The organism is Chelativorans sp. ZYF759 (assembly GCF_012911015.1).
Classification (GTDB): domain Bacteria; phylum Pseudomonadota; class Alphaproteobacteria; order Rhizobiales; family Rhizobiaceae; genus ZYF759.
Map to the genome: position 1 here is coordinate 109,813 of NZ_WVVV01000010.1, position 17,790 is coordinate 127,602.

Annotated in this window: 17 protein-coding genes and 1 tRNA gene; 5 read left to right on the forward strand and 13 right to left on the reverse strand. The window is 63.0% G+C overall.

What is annotated here, in order from left to right; translation table 11 throughout:
* Positions 1-63 precede the first annotated feature (63 nt).
* The 3 genes from GRZ55_RS16485 to GRZ55_RS16495 all read left to right on the forward strand — a co-directional run bounded on the left by GRZ55_RS16485 (position 64) and on the right by GRZ55_RS16495 (position 2,451).
* Entirely contained in the window at positions 64-1,206 is a 1,143-nt protein-coding gene (locus tag GRZ55_RS16485; protein ID WP_169288047.1) for a 5-methyltetrahydropteroyltriglutamate--homocysteine S-methyltransferase, read from the forward strand.
* 118 nt (positions 1,207-1,324) lie between these two features.
* Positions 1,325-2,233 (forward strand): D-alanyl-D-alanine carboxypeptidase family protein, encoded by a 909-nt coding sequence (locus GRZ55_RS16490; RefSeq protein ID WP_368856633.1) that lies wholly within the window; start codon positions 1,325-1,327, stop codon positions 2,231-2,233.
* Between the two features lie 141 nt (positions 2,234-2,374).
* Positions 2,375-2,451: transfer RNA gene (locus GRZ55_RS16495), tRNA-Arg, on the forward strand.
* Here GRZ55_RS16495 and GRZ55_RS16500 read toward each other — a convergent pair.
* The 8 genes from GRZ55_RS16500 to GRZ55_RS16535 form a co-directional block, all read right to left on the reverse strand.
* Positions 2,422-4,083 (reverse strand): recombinase family protein, encoded by a 1,662-nt coding sequence (locus GRZ55_RS16500; protein WP_169288048.1) that lies wholly within the window; start codon positions 4,081-4,083, stop codon positions 2,422-2,424. The genes GRZ55_RS16495 and GRZ55_RS16500 overlap by 30 nt on opposite strands.
* Positions 4,084-4,153: 70 nt before the next feature.
* Entirely contained in the window at positions 4,154-4,480 is a 327-nt protein-coding gene (locus tag GRZ55_RS16505) for a hypothetical protein (protein ID WP_169288049.1), read from the reverse strand.
* 281 nt (positions 4,481-4,761) lie between these two features.
* Positions 4,762-4,995 (reverse strand): hypothetical protein, encoded by a 234-nt coding sequence (locus tag GRZ55_RS16510; protein ID WP_169288050.1) that lies wholly within the window; start codon positions 4,993-4,995, stop codon positions 4,762-4,764.
* A 396-nt stretch (positions 4,996-5,391) separates the two neighbouring features.
* A complete protein-coding gene (locus GRZ55_RS16515; protein ID WP_169288051.1) occupies positions 5,392-5,901 on the reverse strand; it encodes a hypothetical protein in 510 nt (169 codons plus the stop codon).
* Positions 5,902-5,917: 16 nt separating this feature from the next.
* Positions 5,918-6,478, reverse strand: coding sequence for a hypothetical protein (locus GRZ55_RS16520; RefSeq protein ID WP_169288052.1), 561 nt, complete (start codon positions 6,476-6,478; stop codon positions 5,918-5,920).
* An 83-nt stretch (positions 6,479-6,561) separates the two neighbouring features.
* Positions 6,562-7,050 carry a hypothetical protein gene (locus GRZ55_RS16525; protein ID WP_169288053.1) on the reverse strand — a complete coding sequence of 163 codons (489 nt, stop codon included), beginning with the start codon at positions 7,048-7,050 and terminating at the stop codon, positions 6,562-6,564.
* Between the two features lie 58 nt (positions 7,051-7,108).
* Positions 7,109-7,429, reverse strand: coding sequence for a hypothetical protein (locus tag GRZ55_RS16530; protein ID WP_169288054.1), 321 nt, complete (start codon positions 7,427-7,429; stop codon positions 7,109-7,111).
* A gap of 111 nt (positions 7,430-7,540) precedes the next feature.
* Positions 7,541-8,332 carry a hypothetical protein gene (locus GRZ55_RS16535; RefSeq protein ID WP_169288055.1) on the reverse strand — a complete coding sequence of 264 codons (792 nt, stop codon included), beginning with the start codon at positions 8,330-8,332 and terminating at the stop codon, positions 7,541-7,543.
* A 238-nt stretch (positions 8,333-8,570) separates the two neighbouring features.
* On the opposite strand from GRZ55_RS16535, the gene GRZ55_RS16540 reads away from it, so the two are divergent.
* Positions 8,571-10,280, forward strand: a complete 1,710-nt coding sequence (locus GRZ55_RS16540) for a DNA cytosine methyltransferase (protein WP_169288056.1) — start codon at positions 8,571-8,573, stop codon at positions 10,278-10,280.
* 178 nt (positions 10,281-10,458) lie between these two features.
* Here GRZ55_RS16540 and GRZ55_RS16545 read toward each other — a convergent pair whose 3' ends face one another.
* The 5 genes from GRZ55_RS16545 to GRZ55_RS16565 form a co-directional block, all read right to left on the reverse strand.
* Positions 10,459-10,836 (reverse strand): hypothetical protein, encoded by a 378-nt coding sequence (locus GRZ55_RS16545; RefSeq protein WP_169288057.1) that lies wholly within the window; start codon positions 10,834-10,836, stop codon positions 10,459-10,461.
* A gap of 161 nt (positions 10,837-10,997) precedes the next feature.
* Positions 10,998-13,631, reverse strand: a complete 2,634-nt coding sequence (gene mobF, locus GRZ55_RS16550; protein WP_169288058.1) for a MobF family relaxase — start codon at positions 13,629-13,631, stop codon at positions 10,998-11,000.
* Between the two features lie 21 nt (positions 13,632-13,652).
* Positions 13,653-15,461 carry a type IV secretion system DNA-binding domain-containing protein gene (locus GRZ55_RS16555; protein ID WP_169288059.1) on the reverse strand — a complete coding sequence of 603 codons (1,809 nt, stop codon included), beginning with the start codon at positions 15,459-15,461 and terminating at the stop codon, positions 13,653-13,655.
* A complete protein-coding gene (locus tag GRZ55_RS16560; RefSeq protein ID WP_169288060.1) occupies positions 15,458-15,868 on the reverse strand; it encodes a hypothetical protein in 411 nt (136 codons plus the stop codon). The genes GRZ55_RS16555 and GRZ55_RS16560 overlap by 4 nt, the downstream gene beginning before the upstream one ends.
* The gene (locus GRZ55_RS16565) at positions 15,865-16,698 is read right to left on the reverse strand and encodes a hypothetical protein (protein WP_169288061.1); all 834 of its coding nucleotides are present in this window, start codon (positions 16,696-16,698) and stop codon (positions 15,865-15,867) included. Before GRZ55_RS16565 ends, GRZ55_RS16560 begins: the two co-directional genes overlap by 4 nt.
* Positions 16,699-16,985: 287 nt before the next feature.
* On the opposite strand from GRZ55_RS16565, the gene GRZ55_RS16570 reads away from it, so the two are divergent.
* Positions 16,986-17,790, forward strand: an 805-nt coding sequence (locus tag GRZ55_RS16570; protein WP_169288062.1) for an ArdC family protein, incomplete at its 3' end; no start/stop codon positions are given.

The following is a 17,790-nucleotide window of genomic DNA, read 5'->3' on the forward strand; positions in this document are numbered from 1 at the left end:
GGGTCGCCCATGCGACCCCTCTGTTGCGCTATTAAGCAGTATCGACCACAGGAGAGACATCGCATGACTTCCCCAACGACCGGAACCGGGCTTGCCAAGCCGCCTTACCGCGCGGACCATGTCGGCAGCCTGCTGCGTCCCGATTCCGTGAAGGAAGCGCGCCGGAAATTCTATGACGACAAGTCGATCGACAAGGCGGAACTGGCGGTCGTCGAGGACGAGGCGATCCGGGATGCCATTCGCATGCAGGAGGAGGTCGGTCTCCTCGCGGTCACCGACGGCGAGATTCGCCGCTCCTTCTGGCATTACGACTTCATGGGCGAGCTGGACGGCTTCACGCTGGACCAGCGCGACGAAGGCGTGCAGTTCCATGGCGTCAAGCTGAGGCCGATCCATCCGACGATTACCGGCAAGCTCGACTTCCCCGACGATCACCCGATGCTGGCCCACTACCGCTTCGTGGCCGAGAACACGAAGGTGACGCCGAAAATCTCGATCCCCGGCCCCAGCTGCTGCCATTTCCGCACCGCGCGCGCCGACATCCATCCTGCCGAATATGCCGATCTCGACGTGCTCTTCGCCGATCTGGCCAGGACCTACGCCAAGGCCGTGCAGTCCTTCTACGATGCCGGCTGCCGCTATCTCCAGATGGACGACATCTTCTTCGCCTATCTGTGCGATCCCAAGCACCGCGAGGCCAAGAAGGCGGAAGGCCAGGATCCCGACTGGCTGATCGACCGCTATGCCTGGATGATGAACGAGGCGATCAAGGACCGCCCGTCCGACATGGTGATCGGCATGCATATGTGCCGCGGCAATTTCCAGTCGACCTATGCGGCCGAAGGCGCCTACGACCCGGCCGCCGACGCGATCTTCAACAAGACGGACGTCGATATCTACTTCATGGAGTATGATTCCGACCGTTCCGGTGGCCTCGAGCCGCTGAAGCTCCTGCCCAAGGGCAAGAAGCGTGTGCTGCCGGGCTTCATCACCACCAAGACGCCCGAGATGGAGAACCTGGACGACCTCAAGCGCAAGTTCGAGGAAGCCTCCAAATATGCCGATCTCGACCAGCTGGGCATCGCCCCGCAATGCGGCTTCGCCTCCACCGAGGAGGGCAACAAGGTCACGATGGACGACCAGAAGCGCAAGCTGGAGCTGGTCGTGAAGACGGCCGAGGCGATCTGGGGCGGCGTCGACCGCTGACCGCCATCGACCGGCATTCGGGCTGGTCCGGAGATGGCCGCGGGATTGCGCGGCCATCGCTGCTCGGGCATCATCGACGTGTCGGGACCGGCACAAGTGATTTGGGCGGGAGCAATCTGTGAGGCATGTAGCCATTTCGCGCGCCGGTGAGCGGGCGCCGCTCCTGTTCGCGCTCCTGGCCTTCTGCATTGCGCTGGCAGGCTGCACGACCATCGCGCTGCCGCAGCCGCCGCCTCCCATACAGAACGAGCGCTACGCAGCCATCGTGGTCGACGCCTCCGATGGTCGCGTGCTCTACCAGGTTCACGCCGACCAGCGTCGCTTTCCTGCCTCTCTCACCAAGATGATGACGGTGCTGATGCTGTTCGAGGCGCTCGACCAGGGGCGTATCACCAAGACGACCGCCATTCCGGTTTCCGAATATGCCCGTGCCCGCCCGCCGACCAAGATCGGTTTCGCCCGCGGCGGCACGATCGACGTCGACACCGCCATTCGCGCCCTGCTGATCCGATCTGCCAATGACGTGGCCAGCGCGGTGGCCGAGTTCCTGGGCGGTTCGGAGGAGCGTTTTGGCGAGATGATGACGGCGCGCGGGCGCGAACTCGGCTTGCGCGACACCGTCTTTCGAAACGCGTCGGGCCTGCCTGATTCGGGCCAGGTGACGACGGCGCGCGACATGGCGGTGCTGGCGCTGGTCCTGCGGCGGAATTATCCGCACCATTACCATTATTTCGGCAATCGCAACTTCACCTATGCCGGCCGCGAGATCAGAGGCCACAATGAGTTGCTTGGCCGCGTGGCGGGTGTGGACGGTTTGAAGACCGGGTTCATCCGTGCTTCCGGCTTCAATCTCGCGACCTCGGCCATGCGCGGTGGCCGCAGCGTCGTGGCTGTCGTGATGGGCGGGGAGACCGCGGCGAGCCGCAACGCGCACATGGAACGGCTGATCGAAGAGTTCCTGCCGTTCGCCAATGCCGGCTCGCCGGGCGGCGGCGCTCGCCAGCCCATGGCGCGTGTCGGCGGCTGATCGGGTCAGCCATGCGGAACGGCCTGCCGCCGGCTCAACAATTCGCTCGCCAGGCCAACCAGGCCGACAGGCAAGTGTTGATGCGCGCGAGCGCATCGGCTATGGAACCCATCACGGCGCGCACTTCGCGCCGCATGGCCGGCACCCGTAGCTCAGCTGGATAGAGCGCTGCCCTCCGAAGGCAGAGGTCACAGGTTCGAATCCTGTCGGGTGCGCCATTTCGGTCCTAAACCACGAACATTTTGACGCGCAGAGTTCTTGCCAGTCACCGCGCCGGCCAGGACCTCTTTGCTGCCCATGATGCGGATGGTCTTGTCGCCCACTTCCACAGCTCCGAGGATTGATCGGAGATAGGCTTTTAGAGCAGGCGTGTTGCCCTGGGCTAACAGGTCGGTCATCAGCCGGGAGAAGGCGTCGACCTTTGCCGGATCGATGGCGATGGCACCGGCACCCTGCGACAGCGTACGATCCAACGCGGCTTTTGCCCTCTCCCGCTCCGCCTTCAGAAGCGTGACCTGCTCGGCCAGAAGGTCATCCAGTTCGAGGATACCCTTTGCGATCGAATCGTAGAGCCGCTTGAGCTTCTGCTCGGCGTTGGCGAGCTCGGTCTGCAGCGCGACTGCACGATTGTTGACGGCCGCCACCCTCGTCGCCCGCCGTTCGGCCAGTGACGACAGCAGCAGGGTCAATCGCTCGCGGCTGAAGAGGCGGTCCTTCAGCGCCGCGATTACGTTGGTGTCGAGCAGATCCATCCGGATGGAATTGCCCTTGCAAGCCGTCTTGCCCTTCTGGGCCCGGGCAGCGCATGTGTAATACGAATACATCTTGCCCGATCGGGACGTGCCAGTGCGCTGGGTCATACCCCCGCCGCAATGCCTGCAGGTGGCGAGGCCGGTCAGCAGGATCGGGCCGTTGACGACGCGCGGCGGCGTGACCTTTGGGTTGTGGGCTGCCAGCTTCGCCTGAACGCGATCGAACAGGGTCTGGTCGATGATACGGGGGACCTCGATCTCGACGATGTCGGCCTCCGGTGCCTTCTTCCCCGATTTCGCGCGGACGCCATATCGCCAGCGACCGACATAAGCCGTATTGGTCAGGATGAGATGCAGCGGACCGATGCCGAAACTCCCGCCCCGCTTGGTGCGGTAACCGCGACCGTTGAGCCATTGGCAGATGCCTTTGATGCCGAGCGGCGGTGTGCCGGTCTCGGCATCGCCGTCTGCATACAGCCGGTAGATCAGCTGGACGGTCTCTTCCTCGACGGGATCAATCTCGAGTTTCTTTTTCACCTTCTGGCCGCGCCGCTCGGCTTCGACGATGCGATAGCCCAGGGGTGGAGAGGCACCGTTCCAGAATCCTTGTTTAGCATTTTCCCTCATTGCTCGAACGACTTGCCGCCCATTCTCTTTAGAGTTGTACTCGTCGAAAATGCCGATGATCTGCCGCATCATCTGCTGGCTCGGATCCTCACCGGTCGGCTGAGTGACGGAGATGACCTCGACACCGTGCTTGCGCAACTTGCGAATGAGGAGCTCCATGCTCGCCCCGTCGCGGTAGAAACGGGAAAAGGCGTGGACCACGATCACGTCATAGGGATGGTCCGGATCGCACGCCCTGTCGATCATCTGCTGAAACGCCGGCCTTCGATCATCGGTACCCGTAAGCCCGGCCTCGACATATTCGTCGGCGACCAACCAGCCCTGCCGTTCGCAATGGCGTTGCGCCTGGTCGAGCTGAGAAGGTAGCGAGACATCGCCCTCGGCCTGCCGGCCGGTGGAGACGCGAAGATAGAGCGCCGCCCTCAGCGGCTGCGGCAGCCTGAGAGGCGATTCAAGGCGGTGGGTCTTCATGATAATTGGTCCTCGGGAAACGATGGATGTGGCAGAAAGCCTGGCGCCGATTCCGATCGGCGGCAAGCTTTCAGTTTGAGCTGTCGGGCACCTTGCCCGACAGTATCGCCTCGATCGATGAACCGACCTGGGCCTCCAGTGCGAGCAGTTCCGCCGACAGCACAGGAATGACTTCCGGGAGATCGGCTTCGACCAGCCATTCCTCGACTTCGACCTTTCTGCGCCTCCTCTGACCGGCCCGACGGGACCGTCCCCACCGGCTATCAGACAGGGGGCCTTCCCGATCGGGATCGGTGTCTGCCCCTGTCGGACTTCTTCCATTCCCTGCGCCGGCTACCGCGCGATTGTTCCTGATCCGGCTGCGCTTTGCGCCGCCGGCTGGCATCTGATTTTTCATAACGGGTTCCGTCCGCACCAGCCGACGGCCTACGCGCGGGGGTGGCCGCCGACCGGTGCGGACAGTTTCCTCACCTTCCCCGGGCGGTTCTCCCTCATCCGGCAAGAAGGCCAGAGCGGGAGAACATCATCATGCTGACGCCGATCTATGTCGGCGGCAAGGGGGCTTCTTGGAAGAGAAACAACCTGCTGTCTTAACTACCGCAGTAGAGGACAGCCCAGCCGGCTTCTGCCCACTGACGCCGATGCATATCCTCGTTTGCGAAGTCCCCTGAGCCAGGCCTAGCTGTCTCCACCCGAGAAGGGGGGCGGCTCGTCATAGATCCTCTCGTAAACGGCCATCCAGTCCGGCGTCTCGATGAAGTTGACGACTTGCCTGGCGATCGTTCCGAGACATGCCACTCCATGATCCTCCAGCACCGCAATGTCGAAGGTGAGGTCCGGGTAGTCGGTACCCAGTCGCCTGAATACCGGCATCGGCGAAAAGGTGGCGGAGAGGAATTTGAAGCGGACCATGCCCTTGTCGCGATCAGCGATATCGGTTCGAACGCCTCGCGTCGCGTGCCCCAAGCTTCCAGCGCATCGTCAGTGCTGAAGTCCCCACCAGCGTCGGCCAGCGGTATGACTGCGCCAAACGAAAAATTGAGCCGCGACGCGCATTCGTCGTCCGGCTCAAAGCAGCGCGACAGAAACTGGACGATGTCCTTTTCCGGTCCGTTGACCCGTACCTCATGTACGACCCAGTTCGGCATTATTGGCTCCCTGCTCCAACCGGCTTCGCGATAGGCGGGCGGCGCTCTCACGCCGCCGCCGTTGGTGAAGCGGGCATTCCCCGATCTGTCGTCCGGCGCCCTGGTGGCCGGGGCGATAAAGCTTGATCGTGCTCACGCCGATCCTTCTCGGCGGCAAGCCTCAGTGCAGCGGATCATACGCCGATCCACCTGCGCGCGGGCCGTGTCCCCCGAAAAGTTCAAAGCTGCGACCCTCCAGGCGGTCCAGAAACCCACTTTCAAACAGTGCGCCCTGCACAAGTGTATCGGCCATCCATTCGACACCTTCCCTTTCTGCAGCTGCAATGACCTGTTCCCAGTTCATGCTCGCATGACGGCAGAGCATGTTCCTGAAGCGGCACCAGCGCCACGAATTGAAACGCCAGAAGGAAAAGGGGTGAAGGCCGTCTTCGAGCAAATGGCGGCACAGATTGTGCAGCACCGGCGCAAGCCACAGGACTGCCGCGTCAGGATCGTCGAGCTGTTTGGCAGCGATTAGGTGGCTGTTGAAGACGATGGCCGGCCCAGCGTCGAGTGCAAGCTCACGAAGCATGGGAGCGTCCGCATTGCCCCGCACGAATATCAGGAAATTCCAGCCATGGAGGAAACTGGGTCCCTTCGTGGGTTCGCCGTAAGCGTTGATCGAAAACATCTGAATACTCCTGTTCTCAGTGGATGGTGTGGCCGCGACGGCCGGGGAAAAGCTTGTTTCTGCGTGCCGTCCTCGCCGTGCGGCGAGGTCTGACCCGCTTGATGCCTGTCTTCCGACGGTCAGCCAGAAGCTCGAGCGCGGTCCAGGCAACACAGCGTGCGAGATCTCCCGCCTCGAAGAGAGTGATGGGGCTGGCAAGCATTGCCTGCGGCATCATGACCACGGACAGCCACGGAAGCCGGCAGGGGGGGCCGTCGACGACAAGACCTGCGATCTGCCGTGCCCGTTCTTCGGCGATCGGCCAGAGAGCCGCGGCTCCCTCGGCGGTCCACGCCAGATGGCAGGTCGCGATCCAATCCTCACCGTGGATGAGGTTGAAGCAGCACGAGCCATCGGCCGGCGCATGCACCATCTGGAGCTTCCAGCCGGTGTGTGCGAGGACGCCGCCGCCGATGGCAACGAAAGGCGTCAGGCTGTCGATAACGTCATCGGCGACTTCGCTCCTGGGGCTGGAGCGGTCATGGCCGGTGTTGAGCGTCAGGTGCTGCAGGCAGGCGGAACGTGAAAAGCGTTTCATGTGATTGTCCTTGTGTCGGCGCCTTGGCGGCGGGAATTGTCTTAGGGCGGCGGTAGCTGCCCCGCCGCCCAGGGGAGCGCTGGTCACACCCACGTTTCCCAGAGGAACTCGGCGCGCTCCTCGTAGAAATCGGTCGTTGCCTGCAAGTAGTCGCCATAAGGAAGGCGGTAGACCGAGAAGCGCCTCTTCCGGGGGCGGAGCTGCACGACGTTGTCGCCAGGCGCCGCCTCCTCAGCGTTCATCCCCTCGCGCGAGACATAATCGGCAAGATGGGAGGAGAAGAATCCCGCGACCTCTTCAGGCGGAATGTCGCGCCCAAAATGGTCCATCATCGCCACAAAGCGGCTGTCGTTCTCGTCATCCACGAGTACAAGGCAGCCATGGTCGTAACCTACCTCGCGGAGGACCCGCTTGTACTGGAGCCAGCCGTCACTCCGGTAGCGTCCCTCAATCTCCTCGAGCGACGTCCTTACGGAGATGACACCGCTCAAGAGGTCACGGCGGATGTCTTCCATCCTCGTGAAGCGAAGGGCCTTGCGGCCTGAGGGGGTGGGAATGGTGTTGTCGATCATGATGGTAGCCTCTCTTTGAAGTGGAATGCGGGGTGATGAATGTCGCTCGCGGCGACCATTAGTGGAGTGTCGGAGCGGACACTTCGCCGTCGCCGAAGACCATCCGCATTGCGATTGCTTCCTCATCGCACGTCACCACGATGGCTCCCTGAATGACCGCCCGTGCTTTGTCGCTGGCGGAGATTTCCTTGAGCAATTCGAGACCCTTGATGAGGACGACGTGGCCGCCATCGTCGTCGGGCACGACGCCGAAAAAGACCTCGCTAACGTCGATGGCGCGCTTGAGGGCCGCAGTCTGTTCTTCGGGTGATCCGAGGGCCAGGAGGGCCTTACCGGTGGAAACGGCGAGCGAAATGAGATCGGGGGTAAGTTCGGTCATGGGACTTTCCTTTGCTGGTGGAGTGAAGCAGTGGGTGTTGCCGACCGCCGGGATCTGCCGGCGGCTGCGTTTGGTCGGCTGCTGGTTGGGAAGGCAAATGGCGGAAGGATCTCAAACCGTCATGGCGGACCAGCCAACGCCGTCACCACTGAAAAGAAGGGGATCCGGCGTGGGACTGGAAAGGAACGCTTCGACCTGATGCGTCGCACCAAACCAGTCATCGGGCAGCAGCCAGTGGGTGACAGTCAAACACCGGCCGTCTGAAAAGTGGATCGTGAGAGAATCGTCTCCCCGCTCTTTTTCCCAGGTGGCGCCAAGGCTTCGGGCAAATTTCGCGAACTCGCGATATCCTCGGCTCCTGTCGCGCTGCTGCGCTCGCTTTTCGTCTGCGATCTGGGCGGGATGCTTGCTGACTACCGTTCCGGGAGCAACTCGTCCGGTGATGAAGAACACGCGTTCCACACGCTTGCGGCGGCGTGGTGCTTCATCGACCTCGACCACCTGGCCCTTCGTGAAGGTATCGGCAAACATGTAGCCCGCGACAGCGACAACGTGCCGTGTCACGTTGACGATGCAGGGGCGCCGACGCTCTTCGGGGGTGCGAGTTTCCAGCCATGCCGCAAGGGTTGGCCTGTCACACACTTCGACCCAGCGGCCTGCATATCCAAGGATGCGCATTGCCCGCGCGATCACCGCAATTCCGATGCCTTTGATGCGGGGCGGATGCAAATGCTTTTCGGGCCAATCTTCACCATCACGAGCCGTGCGGCAGGCATCGAGAACGAAAGAGAGCGGCAGTCCGGTGACGGCCGCGATGGCGGTCGGCCCGCAGTAGGCTTTCAGATTCGTGTCGTTCTCCACGTCGCGAAGGGTGAGACGGATAGGATCGTTGAGATGGTTCACTGGCGCGGTCACTTTCCTGGTGTGGTGGGGGGCCAGTCACCCGGCCCGTCACTCAAGGCTGATCGCGGGGTTTTTCAGAGTCAAGCGCCGATTTTCTCTTTCGTGTTTGTAGCGAAAAAACGCCGATTTCCTAGATTTTTCCGTTAAAACAGTACCTTATTTGTAAGTGAGGTTGATTTTGAATCACGTTTTGTGCATGATCGATGCGTCTCAATCTTCTTAACAGGAGTTAAGTGAAATGGCCGAGTCCGAAAACAAGATACCGAAGGCAATCACCCTGTTCGACGGCCTAGGGGGATTCGAGATCGGCTTGGAGAGGGCTGGGATTGCACTTGGAGGCCAGTTCAGTTCCGTCTACGCGGGCCGGGCGCGCGACAGGCAGGATGAAGGTTCTGCGTTCCGCGGGGACAAGTTCGCAGCGCAGGAGGCAGAACACCAAGAGCGCGTGAAGAAGGTTATGGAAAATCCCTTCCTGCGGCTTAGGGAGCTTTCCAACCTTGCCGAGGCGGCGCCCGCAATCGCGCTCGCAAGCCCCGATATCATCGTCGGTTCACCGCCCCATCTGATACAGCGACTGGGACGGCCGCCTGAAGCCTTTCTTCTGGAGACCTTCGCGATCGTCGTCGCCACCGCGCGGCCGCGCTATTTCGTGATGGAGAACAATATCGGCGTCGCGCGAAGTTGGGATTACGGCCAATTGTTCCACCGTATGCTGCGGCAGAGCGGCTACGGACTTAGTCAGATGATGGTGAGGGTTGCCCATTTCGGCGCTGCCGACCGGCGCTGGCGGCTCATTTGCGCCGGGTGCCTTGAGGAGTCCGACAACTGGTTGAACGCATATCTCCACCAGTATCGTGCCCGTAAGCAACTGACTGTCGCCGACATTCTTGGTCAGGACTATGGGAGGAAGATTTCGGAATGTACCCCCGGCGCCGAAACGGGCAATGAACGCGTGCAGCCGGCCGAAACTGATGGCCGGCGTCGCCAGGCAGAAGATGCAGCAGACAAGCGACCTTCGGGCACGGTCCTGCGTGATACCGACAAACGCACCATTCGCGATCTTCCGCCCGAAGCCCGCCTCTACTTTTGCCGTCCGGGGGGGAAGGATATGGGTTTACTCCACCGCTCGGACCGTCCTGCTCCATCGCCAATGCGATCTTCGCTCCAGGGCCTTCCCCCATCCTATCGGCCAAAGGCTGGTGACCAGCTAGACCTGCGGCTTCTTCCGCAGCCTACCCTGGGGGACTTCCTCAAGCTTGCTGGTTTTCCGGACGGCGGCAGTACGAAATGGGAGAGCGCCAAGCGGAGCACTGGCACCAGAGACCTCACGGCGTTTCAGCAACGGCTGCAACTTGCCAGTTCAACCCCCCCGCCACTTGCAGAGGCAATCGGCCGTGCGATCCTGGATCACAGGGCGAAGTTGAAGCTGGGCGCCGCTCATTCCAAGTCATGGGTGATCACCGGGGCGTCCGCAACACTACCGCCTTCCTCACCGCCCTCTAAAGCGAGGCCCAAGAAAAAAAGCTATTATGACTACAAAACCTACCTTGAGAATGATCTGAAGCTCAAGGATCGAGCAGTTTCGCAGCTATTGACTGACCTAAGGGCGGCCAAGGCGGATGTCGCACACTACGAATTGAAGGACGCCCGGGCCGAGCAGATCGCACTTGAGAAATTGTTCAAGTTCCAGGGCACGGCGAAAGACCAAAGCGAGCGAGTCCGAAGATCGCAGAAGCGCCGCGCGCTCAGGCTTTTCGCCGACTGGGAAGAAACGCAGACGCCCGAATACAAGCAGAAACTTGAGGATCAGGAGGAAGTGCGCCAGGCCATCGAGGATGAAAGGCATTTTCTTGAGCACGGTCCCTTCGAGGAATCCACGGTATCTCCCGGTTATTTTGATCGGTTATCCTCCCGACAAAAGGCAAAACCTGACGCGAGCAAGAAGTAGCCCATTCACCGAAATAGCTTCGATGGGCGATGTCGCAGACCCATAGCAAGCAGCGTGCTATCGCCGGCCCCGCCACCTCGCTGGTGGCGGCGACAGGATTTTGCCAGCGAGCGCGGCGAAATGAGGCTCGGTCGCATGTCGGCCAAGCCTCGCGCCAGGGCGGTTGCGCATTCTGACGTCAGAGTTGGCGCTTCACCATCCAACCCTTCCCAGTGTACATCCCCACGTTCAGATTCCATGCCCATTTCTCGAGCGGCACATTGTCAGCGGCGACCCGCTTGATAATGGCAGCGATCACCTCTTCGACGCGGGAGGGCGCCTTGCCCAGCCTCTCCTGTTCGCAGGCCCAGTCGAGAATATCATCGAGCAACGCGCATTCGACCGGGCTGAGTTCGATGGTTTCGCCCCGGTCGAGCCGTCCAAGCTTCTCGGCCAAGCCGAACAAATTGAGAAACGGCGCGGGCAACCCGCACGCAGCCCTCGTCGGGGTTGTCTTGCCGTCGAGAAGTTCGATCACCAGTGCCACGATCCCGCATTTGCTGGCTGCTTCAGACATGTTGTTTCCTTTCGTATTGATCCGGCGTGTGCCGGCGCGGCCAGGATCGACCGCACCTCAAGGCTGGCGCGGATCGGGGACAAAAAGTTCGGGAACAAATCGACCGGCTCAAAAAAAGCGGAGCATTCAGCGGCATGCCATGCCGTCATGCGCAAGCGCGACTATCGTTCGACTTCCAATGCCGGAAGGCGGCGTTCATGTGAGGTTTGGCGAGACCGCTTCTTTGGCGCAGCGTCACCTGTCTCGACCAGGTCGAGCGTGGTGCCCTTTATCGAGGCGCGCGACAGTTGTCGGCCAAGCCATTTGGTTCGATCCTCGTCTTTCACCTCATTCACGGCGTCACGCCGCGACAGCTGCCGACTGTCGCGCATGGCAGCGTCAACTCCCTTCCTGTCCACGAACACCCGCGTAGCGCCGCGAGCGCGCGACAGCGCGACATAGGTGTCGTGACGGTCGGCGAGCGGATCGAGGAGGACGAACGCGTTCTCGGTGGTCAGCCCCTGGGCGCCATAGATGGTCGAGGCATAGGCATGGCCGAGGCGGACCCGGCCCTGTTCGTCGGCGAGTTCAGAAGCGGCGAATTCCACCTCCCGCTCGCCAATGCGCGCCGCGAGCATCATATCGCCCTCATGCCGCTCGACCGAAACGAGCGTGGCAACGGTCCCGTTGACGACGCCGAGGCGGTCGTCGCGGATTAGGAAACGGACCTCGTCGCCGGCAGCAAGGTGAAGATCATGGGTATGGCCGGATGGCGTGACAGCCGGCAGGATCACCTCATCGCCCCACAGGAGGCCCCTTTCCAGTCGGCGCTTGCGGATCTCAGCATTGATCCTGCGGGCCTCGGCATTGGTGCGAGCCATGATCAGCGGCGGGCTTGCTGGCTGATCAAGCCTAACGGCTTCCGCCGCATCCACCAGCGCTTCGATCGTCGCGCGCTGCGTCTCCCCATAGTGGAGCTGTCCGTTGCGCTCATAGGCTTTCAGGGCGCTGGCAGTGCGACCCTCGGCAAGTGTCATGACAGCAGATCGCGCCCATGGGTCTCGCTGCCGCACGACGCGGCGGACCTCTGCCACTTCGACGGCGCGGGCGACGATCGACAGCGCGCCACCGGCGCCGACCGGCTGCAGCTGCCTGCGGTCGCCCACGAGCACGAGGCTGGCACCAGACGCATCAGTATCCGAGAGCAGCGCGTGCATCTGCCGGCTCGACAGCTGCCCCGCCTCATCGACGATCATCACTGTGTTGGCATCGGCGAAGCTCTTGCCGGCTTTTCCACGCGCAATCCAGGAATCGGTTGCCCGCGCATCGATGCCGAGATCGCCGCCGAGCTGGTTGGCGATACGCCAGGCGGTCGCCGATCCGATGACGGTGCAGCCGGCCGCCTGCCAGGCTCGAACGAGCGGCAGGAGTGTCGTGGTCTTGCCGGAACCGGCAGCACCTTCCATGGCGGCTGCGCGGCCCTGTCGAGAGACCGACAGGATCGCCTCAGCCTGTTCACCGCTAAGCCCGTGTTCGGCGGCGAACTTCGACAAGAGGTCGAGATCGGGCCGGCGGCCATCGCTCGCTGCAAGCCGCGTTGCCATGGCGAGGATCTCTCGCTCGATGCGGATCATGTCGGGCGTCGAATAGCGCCGTTCGCCCACGGCATCGGGGCGTAATTCGACGATGACGCCGTCGGCGATCAGCCGGTCGGCATTTTCCTCTGCTTCCGCCGCCATGCGACCCGAGCCAACGAGGGCTGTTGCCGTCGCGGCGACAAGCTGGCGGCGGTCGAAGAAGGACTGGTTTTGGGTAAGTTCGTCGGCCAGCGTCTTGAGCCGTTCGCGCCAGGGCTGGGCGGCGAGATCAGCAATGGCTTCACTCTGATGCTGGCCGGCGTTCAGAACCGTTTCGGCGAGCCTGTCGGCCGCCACGCCCCGCGCGGCGGCGCGCTCGTGCCAGTGCGAATGGCGATCGGCGCGAGCCAAAGTTGATTTCGCCGATCGCGACGTCTTCGCAATCGTCGCGGCAAGGGCCGGGGCGGTTGCGCTGGCTGCTCCCGCCTCGTCCAGCAGGGCTTCGACCTCCCCGCGCCGCGCGGAAAAGAACCGAGAGATATCAGAATCGACACCCTCGATCTCGAAGGTGCCGTTCTTGCCGATGTTGCAGATGGCCAGGCCCAGCCGCTGAAGCCGCGAGGCGAGTTCAAGATGGTAGGCCGCGCCCGCGGCCATTTTCCAGGCGAACAGTCGTCGTCCGTCGAGCGTGCCGACAGTTCCATCCTCGCGCGCGGCAAGGTTCAGAATAACGGCATGGGTATGAAGCTGCGGATCGGCAAAGATCGAGCCGTCTTCATGGACAGCGGGCCGCGCCTCTCCATGCTGGAAGGCAGCGACGCTCAGCTTCACCTTTTCAGAACGCGTGCCGCCGTGACCCCGGCGTGACCAGGCGGCATTGCGTTCCAGAAGCGCGATCGCGGCCTTCACGGCTTCCGCCTGCGCACTCTCGATGTCCTGTTTCAGCGGACCATCGACAAGCCCCCACAGCACGGAGACCGATTTCGGCGCGGAAAACGTCATGTCATAGCCCGGCACCCGGTCGATCCGTCCGCCATTAGTCAGCAACGGCCTGCCATGCTCGTCCAGCGCGGCATGAAGCCGCTCGAAGAGATCGCGTTTGACCGCGCTTCCCGAACCGATCCCAAGAACGGAACTTCCAGCGATCCACTGTCCCGGCGGCTCGGAGCCGCCAAGATAATACTCCGACTGCGCAAGATAGTATCCGGCCGTGGTGCCGGCGGCGATGGTCGCGACCATGACAAGCAGCCCCCATCACCATCAGGATCGATCCGGGTCGGGATGCGGGCCGGCTGCCGCTTCCGCGTGCGCCTTTCCGCCCGGCCCGCCCAGCCATGATGCGCGGCGACTGGCATCGCGACGTCGCGGCCAGCCCGTGACCGGCACGTCGATCATGGCCGGATCGCCGAGACCCGCGACCAGGCAGCGGATCAGTGCCGCCTTCCTGAACGGCCGCACGCCGAGATCGGCATCGAGCCGCTCCGGGGGCACCACAGGATGCGTTTCTCGCTTGATCTGCGGGATCCAGCCGGGCGGCGCGCCAGCCGGCCGCTCCTCGACATATTCGACGAGCCTTTCGCCGATCAGCACCTTTGAGACGCGCTCGGCCGTGTCGCCGGCGGCGAGCTTCAGCACCACCTTGATGCCGAAGCGTGCCTCGAGTGCTCTTGCGGTGGTTTCGCCATAGGTCGCGACCAGCTGTCCCAGATCCTGGACGGCGGCGACGGCCACCACGCCAAACTCCCGTCCGACTGAAAGAAGATTTGGAAGTTTCTGGAGCCGGCCCAACTCAGCGAACTCGTCTAGGACCAACGCCAACCTTCGGGTTGGATCGAGGGAGCGACCCGGTGCAAGCACCGTCCCGGCCAACCGCTCGACCAGCAGCGCACCGGCAAGCGAGGAGAGCGCAGGATACTCCGCTGATTTCTGGATGATGAGCACGGGTGGGAGCTTGGTGCCAGCGTCGAGCCAGTCGCGCACACTGAAGCGGCGTTTTGCCGGTACGTCCGCCCACGCATCGGCGAGTGGCTTCAGCGATGTGAGGGCAGCTACCCAGAGCGTGATGAGGAGACTCATGCTGGTCCGCTGGACGCCGCCATCGTCGTCAAAGGCGATCAGTTCGGCGCTCGCGGCCCCGGACCGTTCCAGCGTCTCCCGGAAAATCTCCGGCGATGAGGTCAGGAGCTCGTAGAGCTGGGCAATCGTCCAGCTCTCGCCATGATCGGCCATCAGCGACATGATGGCATCGGCCCAGAGAGCGCGCGCGCCGTCGGCCCACATGGCGTCGTGTTCGGCGCCCTTTACCGCAAGTGTCGCGAATTCGAGCGCTGCCGCCCGATCAGATATATCAGCGGCGATATCCCAACCCGCCGAGCGTGCATCATGCGGCGCCCAGAGAATGAAGCGGTCGGCGGGCAGCCCTTCCAGGAAGTCGCCCTTCACATCATGGATCACTACCCGGTCCCCGCGCTTGATCATCTGTTCAAGCCAGCCGCGCAGCAGCGCCGTCTTGCCAGACCCCTGCGTGCCGATAGCCAGGATGTTCTGGCTCTCACTGGCGCGGTTCAGCTGGACATGCGGAACGAGCCAGAGGCTGTCGCGTTCGGGACGGCCAGAGCGGGCGAGGTGCCGGCGCAGGGACTGCCGCCCGTCCCAGTCGTGTCGGAGTTTCCGGCCCCGCAGATGGGTCAGCCGGTCGCGGTCCGGGGTGGAGAAGGAAATCCGGTCGAGTGCGACCCAGCCGGCCACGATCGCGGCTGCGACGACGATCACAAGCCTCGGCAGGAGGACGCCGAATGCAGCCGGGTGGGATATGGATTCGATGATGGCCGAACCCCAGCAGGCCGGGTCCGGCACCCATCCGGAGCCGCACCGGCGTCGGCCGAATTCGACCATCTCGGTCGCGAAAGAGATCAGCGTGATAGGCAATGGATTGCCCTCGCGATCCAAAATAACGGGGGGCATCAGTTCGAAACAGACAAGCGCAGCAAGGACTATGGCACCGGCAGCGGCCGTAATGGCACCGAGCCAGGCCGGCCACGCCGAGTGGCGCTCGAAAAACGGGCTCATGACAACGACCTTTCGATGAGGGGCAGAACACGCTCGGTGAGAAGCAGGAACAGGAGGCCGGCGGCCGCAGTACCTGCCCCAGCACGAAGGCCCAACAACGTTCCGGCAATCCCGTAATGGCGCTCGCTTGTGCGCTGTCCGGTCCAGCCGGCGGCGCCGTAGCGGCCGGCCGTGCGCTGCTGGTTTCGGGTACCGGCGGAAGGTGGGGCGGCGTCGAGGCCCGCTTCCGGTGCTGCCGACCCGACATGGCGCAGGAAACAGGCGAGGCCCGATCTTCCCAACCGCTCGAGGCGGCGCGGCTCGAAGCTACCGGGGTCGCTTCGAAAAGCGCTTGCGAGTTCCTCGGCAAGCTCCAGCCGTGCGGCGGCGCCTTCGCTTACCGTTTCGGAAATTGACGAGACGCTCATGCCCGGTCCTCCCGCCCAAACGCGATCACCTTCGAAATCCCGTCGAGCATCTCGGACAGCCACGCCGCCACATCGCCGCGCACGATCTTGGCTTCGGGCCTGGGCAGGCCAGTGACCCGCATCACGTCGGCCACCTCCAATGCAGCGACGTCGATGGGACGGCAGCCGGCCGCCTCAAATGGTCGCCAGCTTCCCGCCTCGACGAGTGGCATGTGGATCAGATCCGCCTGCTTAAGGAGCGGCGCGACAATCCTGCGGTGGGTAGCAAGTGCATCGGAGGCCGGATGGAGATCGGCAATCTGCCCGTCGCGCTCGTTTTCCACGAGCACAAGCCGAGGCGAACCGAGCTGCGCCGCCAGCAACTCGACTGTCCGCCCGGCCTGACGGATTGCTTCGCCCTCGGCCAGATACGGGACGGCGAGCAGTGTCGGGATATACCAGTCGGCGAGATCGCTGGCCAGATCGACCAGCCCCATCCAATGGGCGAGACCTGCCGCCTCATTCGCGCCGACATCGACCAGCACCGAGCGGCCGGTTTCGGGTATGGCTGCTATGGCCTCGTAGATCGGAGTATAGGCCCGCGCGCTTGCGGCCGGATCGCGCCTGGCGAGCTTGTGGTCGACGCGGATCGTGACGATCTCTTGCCTGAGCGCCGCCGCCAGTCGTGCCTGGCTGTCGACCTGCATGATCGACAGCGGCTCCTCGTTGAGCCTGAACGTGTCGGCGATCGCCAGCGAAGTGAGCGATTTGCCGACCCCACCCTTTTCGCCAGCGACAATGATGAGAAGGGGCGGAGAAATGGGCGCCGCGTTAAAACTCTTCTTCGACATGAAAAACCCTCCTTGGATGCGAGGGCTTCATCGTCACCGGATTTTTGGGCCAGGAGTTCGGGAACAAATCGGGTGGCCGCGCGAAAAGCGTCGGTCGGCTTCCGCATGGCTGGCGTCAGCGTAGAGCTGTTGTGTCCGTCAAGGGCCTGCATCCCGGTTGATGGTGGACTGGGAACGCTGCGGGTTTTCGTAGTCAGTCGATCAGAGTGAGAGGAAGGCGGCTGTCGCCGTGACGGGTTTTGGTGCTGGGAGAGAGGCTCCTGGCGGCCCGCCACGGAGACATCACCATGACAACTAAAGCGGAACGGGCAGCTGGTCGGGGCGCTGCGGAGCGGGGATCGCTCTATGAAGAGATCACGGCAAAGATCATCGGCGAGCTGGAGCAGGGCCACGTGCCCTGGGTCAGGCCCTGGCGCTCGGATGGCAGCGGCATCGGTGTGGCCATGCCCAGAAACGCCACGACGAGCCGGCCATATTCCGGCATCAACATCCTGCTGCTGTGGGGCGCCGCAATCGAGGGCGGCCACTCCACCCAGGCCTGGCTGACCTTTCGCCAGGCCCGCGCAATCGGCGGTCATGTCCGCAAGGGCGAGCGCGGCACGACAATCGTCTATGCCGACCGTTTCGTGCCAAAGGACGAGCGTGAGCGTGCACGACGCGACGGCAATGAGGCGCGTGCCATCCCCTTCCTCAAACGCTTCACCGTATTCAACATCGATCAGTGCGAAGACCTGCCGGTTGAATTGACCGTCACGGCACCTCCGGTCAATCAGGATCTCATTTTGCCGAGGGCGAGGGAACTGATCGAGGCGACCGGCGCCGACATCCGCATCGGCGGCGACCGGGCCTATTATGAAGTGCGCACCGATCACATCAGGGTGCCGCCACCCCAGGCCTTTTTCGAGCCAATCGACTGGCACAGGACAGCATTGCACGAACTCGGTCATTATGCCGTAAGCTGGATTATGCCGCATGGCCGAGTTCGGCGGCCGTTGCGTCTGCTGTCGGCCATGCGGCAGTTCGGCATAATCAGAGCGTTTCGAGGAAAGCGAGCAGCTCATCGCTTGGGCGATAACGCCCGGTATGCGTTTC